The sequence below is a fragment of the Pseudonocardia lacus genome (genome assembly GCF_018531445.1).
GTDB classification, from domain to species: domain Bacteria; phylum Actinomycetota; class Actinomycetes; order Mycobacteriales; family Pseudonocardiaceae; genus Pseudonocardia; species Pseudonocardia lacus.
The window spans coordinates 21,204-28,046 of the sequence record NZ_JAHDTH010000109.1; the positions used below are offsets into that span (position 1 = coordinate 21,204).

7 protein-coding genes are annotated in these 6,843 nt (G+C 76.1%); all 7 read right to left on the reverse strand.

Features of this window, described 5'->3' with window-relative positions; all coding sequences use genetic code 11:
• Nucleotides 1-178: 178 nt before the first annotated feature.
• On the reverse strand, nt 179-853 hold the full coding sequence (locus KIK08_RS22200; RefSeq protein WP_214405152.1) for a DsbA family oxidoreductase: 675 nt from the start codon (nt 851-853) through the stop codon (nt 179-181).
• A gap of 56 nt (nt 854-909) precedes the next feature.
• Entirely contained in the window at nt 910-1,917 is a 1,008-nt protein-coding gene (locus tag KIK08_RS22205; RefSeq protein WP_214405153.1) for a patatin-like phospholipase family protein, read from the reverse strand.
• A gap of 468 nt (nt 1,918-2,385) precedes the next feature.
• On the reverse strand, nt 2,386-3,735 hold the full coding sequence (locus KIK08_RS22210; protein ID WP_214405154.1) for a cobyrinic acid a,c-diamide synthase CobB: 1,350 nt from the start codon (nt 3,733-3,735) through the stop codon (nt 2,386-2,388).
• Nucleotides 3,732-4,703 (reverse strand): aldo/keto reductase, encoded by a 972-nt coding sequence (locus KIK08_RS22215; RefSeq protein ID WP_214405155.1) that lies wholly within the window; start codon nt 4,701-4,703, stop codon nt 3,732-3,734. Before KIK08_RS22215 ends, KIK08_RS22210 begins: the two co-directional genes overlap by 4 nt.
• Before the next feature lie 47 nt (nt 4,704-4,750).
• Nucleotides 4,751-5,434 carry an MBL fold metallo-hydrolase gene (locus KIK08_RS22220; RefSeq protein ID WP_308257802.1) on the reverse strand — a complete coding sequence of 228 codons (684 nt, stop codon included), beginning with the start codon at nt 5,432-5,434 and terminating at the stop codon, nt 4,751-4,753.
• Nucleotides 5,435-5,495: 61 nt separating this feature from the next.
• Entirely contained in the window at nt 5,496-6,110 is a 615-nt protein-coding gene (gene cobO / locus KIK08_RS22225; protein WP_214405157.1) for a cob(I)yrinic acid a,c-diamide adenosyltransferase, read from the reverse strand.
• Between the two features lie 10 nt (nt 6,111-6,120).
• On the reverse strand, nt 6,121-6,843 hold a 723-nt coding region (locus KIK08_RS22230), incomplete at its 5' end, for a VWA domain-containing protein (protein WP_214405158.1).

A 6,843-nucleotide genomic window follows, 5' to 3' on the forward strand; every position in this document is an offset into this window, starting at 1 on the left:
ACACCCCCACAGCCGCCCGATCGAGCAACAGCCGCGCGCCCCGACCGCCCAACGCACACCGGCCATCGTCACGCACACCCGCTGTCTCCGCGCACACCGGCCGCCCCCGCGCACACGCCACGACATGTGCGCGGCGGTCACCAGGTGTGCGTCGGCGCGACGAGTGGGTGCCGGGCGCTCAGGCCTCGTCGACGACTTCCCAGGCGCGTTCGATGGCGTGCGCGTAGCCGTCGACCTCGCTGGCGCCGGAGACCCCGAACCGGCCGGCGAGCACCGCGAACGGGACGCCGCGCACGCCGATGCGGTGGGCCTCGGCGATGTCGGCGCGGACCTCGTCGGTGTGCGCGTCGCCGGCCAGCACCTCCGCGGCGGCGGCGCGGTCCAGGCCGACCTCGGCGGCCACGTCGGCGAGGACGGCGTGGTCGAAGACGTCGCGCCCGCCGGAGAACAGCTCGTGCTGCAGGGCCGCCATCAGCGCGGCGGACTTCCCGCTCAGCGCGGCGAAGGCCGTGAGGCGGTGGAGGTCGAAGGTCCTGGCGTGCGGGCGGTGCGCGGTGTAGGGCAGGCCCTCGGCGGCGGCGCGGGCCGCCATGCCGGCCTCCATCTCCTCGACCTGCGCCGGCGGCATGCCGAACTTCTCGGCCAGGTACTCCAGGTTCGGGTGGACCTCGGCCGGGGCGGTCGGGTCGAGCTCGTAGGCGTGGTACACGAGGTCGATCGAGTCGGCGCGGGGCGAGGCGGCGATGGCCTTGCGCAGCCGCGTCGCGCCCAGGTAGCACCACGGGCAGACGACGTCGCTCCACAGGTCGATGCGCAGGCGGGCGTCGGTGCGGTGCGGGGTCGAAGTCGTCACCCCGCCGAGGATGCCACCGCGGGCCGGGTGCCGGCCCCGCGGCGGTGATCAACCGCTCAGGCGGCCCGCTGGTCCGACCCGTCGGCCCCGGCCAGCGCGGCGGCCGAGGTGCGCAGCGCGGTGTCGAGCACCTCCGACCGCCTGCGGGGGTTCATCAGGTTGGCGCCCATGGCCGCGAGGTCGGCCGGGCCCGGGGTGAGCACGGTGACCGGGGTGCCCGTCGCGCGTAGGGCGCGGACCTCGGCGTCCAGCCAGCGCGTGAGCACGTGCCGGACGGCGCGCTCCAGGCAGGCCACCGGGTCGCGCGGGCGGTCGTAGGCGTGGCTGGCCAGCGGGGCCAGCACGTACACCTCGTCCAGCGCGGGCGCCCCCGGGCGGGCCAGCAGCCCGACCGAGGTCGACGAGGCCACCCCGCCGTCGACGTAGCGGCGCCCGCCGATCACCCGCGGGGTGAACCAGCCGGGGATCGAGCACGAGGCCAGCACCGCGTCGCCGACCGTCGAGGGCGGGGCGCCCTCGCGGCCGAACACGACCCGCCGCCCGGAGTCGTAGTCGACGGCCACCACCCAGAGCGGGGCGCCGGGGACCCAGCCGTCGGTGGTCACGCCGAGCCGGGTCTGCAGCGCCACGACCATCCGGACCAGCGAGCCCATCTGCGCCCGCCCGGCCGGCAGCAGCCCGGACGCGGCGATCACCGGGTTCGTCCGCAGCGGGTGCGCGGCCGCGGCGGCCAGCAGCCGCGGGGAGCCGATCCACGGCAGCGGCAGCGGCGGGCGTCCGTCGCCGGACTCGCGCTCGATGGTGCGCATGTCGGGCAGGTCGCCGCCGTCCAGGTCGGGGGCGATCTCGGCGGGCGCGGCGCCGCGCTGGTGGGCAACCAGCTCGTCGACGGTCATCCCGCAGCGCAGCGCGGCCCCCAGGACGCTGCCCGCGCTGGTGCCCAGCAGCAGGTCGACCTCCCCCAGCGGGCGGTCGACGTGCTCGGCCAGGTTGGCCAGGGCGCCGGCCATCCACGCGGATCCGAGGATCCCTCCCGCCCCGAGAACGAGCCCGATGCGCGTCATGGCCCACCTCCCCGTCGAGGGTTCTTACTAGACGGTAACTGCCGGATCCCCGGAACGGGAGCCACAATCCGTCTACGGAGTGGTGGAGACCCCGCCGCACACCTCCACCGCACAGCCCTGCCGCGGCGTCGCAGACCCGACAGGGCCTCGCGACGCCCGATGCGCCTCGTAGCACGGGCTGGGTTGTCGCACCCCGCCGGCGCGCTGCGACGACCCACCCGAGGCTGCGACACCCACCCAGCGCTGCGAGGGGCACGCCGGTCACCCCGAGCGGAGCTCACAGCGCTGAACGCGTCTCGCAGCACGGACTGCGTGATCGCAACCCGCCGGCGCCCTGCGACCACCCACCTGAGGCTGCGCCACGCACCCAACGCTGCGACGGCGCGCACCGGGTGGGGCTCACGGCGCGACCACGCTGTCACCCGCGTCGACGTGCGGGGGAGCCGGGCCCCGCCCCACGGATACCGCCTAGCCCGCCGAGGCGTGCGTTCCGCGGTGGGCGGCCGCCGCCACCCCGACGAAGCGGGCCACCGCGTCCGGGTTCCCGGCCGGGTGGGTGTGCAGGAACGACGCGTGCACCCGCCCGCGCACCCAGCCCTCCGGCGCGCCGCCCCGCCACCCCCACGCCGGGGCCGGGCCGGCCGGCTCGACGACGGCGCAGCGGTGGAACTCGTGCCCGCTGACCCGGCTGCCCACCGGGAACAGGGGCGAGTCGCTCAGCGCGACGGCGTCGCGGTAGCCGAGGGTGAGCCGCCCGGTCATGGCGGCCCGGGCCGGGAGCACGCCGGCCATCGGCACGCCGTCCAGGTCGGCGCACAGGTAGAGCAGCCCGCCGCACTCGGCGTGCACGGGGGCGCCCGCCGACGCGACCTCGCGCACCGCCGCGAGCAGCGGTCCGTTGGCGCCGAGCGCGGCCACGTGCTCCTCGGGGAACCCGCCGGGCAGCACGAGCGCGGAGGTGTCGGCGGGCAGCCGCTCGTCGCGCAGCGGGTCGACCACGACGACCTCGGCACCCGCCGCGGCCAGCAGTTCGACGTGCTCGGCGTAGCCGAAGGTGAACGCCGCTCCCCCGAACACCGCCACCCGCACCGCGGGCCCGGCAGGCACCGCCGGCTCCCAGGACGGGCCGGGGGGCAGCGGCGAGGCGAGAGCCACGACGGCGTCGAGGTCGACGTGCTCGGCGACCAGGTCGGCCATCGCGTCGACCGCCGCGGTGGCCGCCGACCCGTGCTCGGCCGCGGTGACCAGGCCCAGGTGCCGCGACGGGACGGCGAGCGCGTCGCGGCGGGGCAGCGCGCCGAGCACCGGCATCCCGACCTCGTCGGCCGCGGCGCGCAGGACGTCCTCGTGGCGCGGGCTGCCGACCCGGTTGAGCACGACGCCGGCGACCCGCACGTCCGGGTCGAACGAGCGGAAGCCGTGCAGCAACGCGGCCAGCGAGCGCGACTGGCCCCGGCAGTCGACGACCAGCAGCACCGGGGCCCGCAGCAGCCCGGCCACCTGCGCGGTGGAGCCGGCGCCGTCGCGCACCCGGCCGTCGAACAGGCCCATCACGCCCTCGACGACCGCGACGTCGGTGCCGGCGGCGCCGTGGCGGGCCAGCGGGGCGACCAGGTCGGCCCCGACGAGCACCGGGTCGAGGTTGCGACCGGGCCGCCCGGCGGCCAGCGCGTGGTAGCCGGGGTCGATGTAGTCGGGGCCGACCTTGAACGGCGCCACGGCCGTCCCGCGCCGCCGCAGCGCCGCGATCAGGCCGGTGGCGACGGTCGTCTTGCCGCTGCCCGACGCCGGCGCCGCGACGACGAGCGCGTCCGTCACTGGTGCCCGAGCACCGGGTGCGGCACGTAGGGCGCTTCCAGGGCGGCGATCTCCTCGTCGCTGAGCTCCAGGTCGGCGGCGGCGACGGCGTCCTCGACGTGGCCCGGCTTGGTCGCCCCGATGATCGGCGCGGTGACCGCGTCCTTGTGCAGCATCCAGGCCAGCGCGACCTGGGCCAGCGGCACGCCGCGCGCCTTGGCCACGTCGGCGACGGCGTGCACCACGGCGTCGTCGGCCTCGGAGTAGAGGTTGTCGCTGATCGGGTCGCTCGACGAGCGGGTGGTGGTGCGCTGGTCGGGCAGCTTGGCCAGCCGGCCGCGGGCCAGCGGGCTCCACGGGATCACCCCGACGCCCTGGTCGAGGCAGAGCGGGTGCATCTCCCGCTCCTCCTCGCGGTAGAGGAGGTTGTAGTGGTCCTGCATGGAGGTGAACCGGGTCCAGCCGCCGAGCTCGGCGGTGTGCTGGGCCTTGGCGAACTGCCAGGCGTACATGCTGGAGGCGCCGATGTAGCGGGCCTTGCCGGCGCGCACGACGTCGTGCAGCGCCTCCATGGTCTCCTCGATCGGGGTGGTCGGGTCCCAGCGGTGGATCTGGTAGAGGTCGACGTGGTCGGTGCCCAGCCTGCGCAGCGACTTGTCGATGCTCGCCAGGATGTGCTTGCGGTTGAGCCCGCGGTCGTTGGGGCCATCGCCGGAGGGCATGAAGACCTTGGTCGCCAGCACGTAGTCGTCGCGGTCGGCGAACATCTCGCCCAGCAGGGTGCCGGTGACCTCCTCGGAGACGCCGGCCGAGTACATGTCGGCGGTGTCGAAGAAGGTGATGCCGGCGTCGACGGCGCTGCGCACGAGCGGGCGCGAGGCGTCGAGGTCGAGCACCCACTCCCGCCACTTCGGCGTGCCGTAGCTCATCATCCCCAGGCAGATGCGCGAGACCTTCAGCCCGGAATCTCCCAGACGCGTGTACTCCACGCGTTCGGACACTACCCCCGCGACGGGCCCCTGATCGGGTTCCGGGCTCACCCGGCGAACGGACCGGGGACCGCGGCGCGCAGCCCGGCCCCGTCGACCGGCTCGCCGTGCCCGAACAGGGCGACGTCGACGTCCAGCGCGGTGAGCCGGTGAAAGGAGCCCAGCGCCTGCTGCCGGTCGAGGTTGAACGGCCCGAGGATGACCGCGCCCCCGTTCTCCGCGACGGTGTCGCCGGTGAACAGCACCCGCGGCCCGGGCAGGTGCAGCGCGATGCTGCCCGGGGTGTGGCCGGGGCCGTGCACGACCCTCGCGCCCCTGCCGAACGGCAGCACCTCGTCGCCGGTGACCTCAACGTCGACGAGGGACGGCGGTGACAGCGAGTCGTCCGCGCCGAGCGAGTCCCACAACTGCTGCTCGGCGGGCAGCAGGTCGAACGGCGGCGGGGCGACCTCGCCGCGCACCACGGCGGCGTCCGAGGCGTGCGCCACGACCTGCGCGTCGTTCCAGGCCCGGATCTCCGCCGTCGAACCGGAGTGGTCGATGTGGTGGTGGGTGAGCACGATCCGCACGACGGCGTCCCGGTCGAGGCCGAGCCCGGCCAGTGCGGCGGCGACGGCCTCCCCGGAGCCGGGCGGGCCGGTGTCGACCAGGGTGACCTCGTCGCCGTCGCGCCAGGCGTAGCACTGGCCGAACGGGAGCACGATGCGGGTCAGCGACGGGGGCAGGTCCACGACACCGAGCATGGCAGGACGGCGTCGTGGACGGCGCCGATGTCCGCTCCTGGCGGACGCCTCACCACTCGATGCCGCGCTGCCCCTTCTGCCCGGCGTCCATCGGGTGCTTGACCTTCGTGGTCTCCATGACCAGGTCGGCCGCGTCGACCAGGGCCGCGGGGGCGTCCCGGCCGGTGATCACGACGTGCTGGTGGCCCGGGCGGGCGGCCAGCACCTCGACGACCTCGTCGACGTCGACCCAGCCCCACTTCAGCGGGTAGGTGAACTCGTCGAGGACGTACATGTCGTGCGCGCCGGCCTCGATCCGGCGGCGGATCTCCGCCCAACCCGCGGCGGCGTTGGCGGCGTGGTCCTCCTCCGAGCCCTGCTTGCGGCTCCAGGACCAGCCCTGGCCCATCTTGTGCCACTCGACCGGCCCGCCGGTGCCGTGCTCGGCGTGCACCGCGCCCAGGGCCGTGAAGGCCTCCTCCTCGCCGACCCTCCACTTCGCCGACTTCACGAACTGGAACACCGCGATCGACCAGCCCTGGCTCCAGCCGCGCAGCGCCAGCCCGAACGCCGCGGTCGACTTCCCCTTCATCTCCCCCGTGTGCACGATCACCAGCGGGCGGTTGCGGCGCTGCCTGGTGGTCAGCCCGTCGTCCGGGGTCGTCGTCACCTGCCCCTGCGGCATCCGGTCCTCCTCACGCGCGCCCCCTGCCGACCACGTCGAGCATGCGGTCGGCCGAGAGCGCCCCGACGCCGACCAGCTCCGCACCGGCCGCGGCGGCGACCCGGGCCGCCAGGCCCAGCCGCACCGGGCCGCTCTCGCAGTCCACCACGATCGTCGCCACCCCGTCGGCGGCCAGCAGGCCGGCCGCGCGGCAGGCGTCGCGCACCGGGTCGCCGTCGGCGCGGGCGGGCACCGTGGCCCGACCGTCGGTGAGCAGCACCAGCAGCGGGCGGCGGCGCGGGTCGCGCAGCCGCTCGACCTCCAGCACCCGGCGGGCCCGCAGCAGCCCGTCGGCCAGCGGGGTGCGCCCGCCGGTGCGCATGTCGGCCAACCGCACCTGCGCGGCCGGGACGCTGGACGTCGGCGGCAGCACGAGCTGGGCCTCGCGGGCCCGGAAGGTGACCAGGCCGACCCGGTCGCGGCGCTCGTAGGCGTCGCGCAGCAGCGAGAGCACGGCCCCGGTGACCGCGGTCATCCGGGCGCGGGCGGCCATCGAGCCGGAGGCGTCGACGACGAACAGCACCAGGTTGCCCTCGCGGCCCTCGCGGACGGCGTGGCGCAGGTCGTCGGGGCGCAGCCGCAGCCGGCCCCCGCAGCGCCCGCGGACCCGCTGGTGCGGCGCGGCGGCCAGCACGGTGGCCGGCAGGTGCACGTCGGCGGCCCTGGTGGGGCGCGCGTCGGACGCGCGGACCAC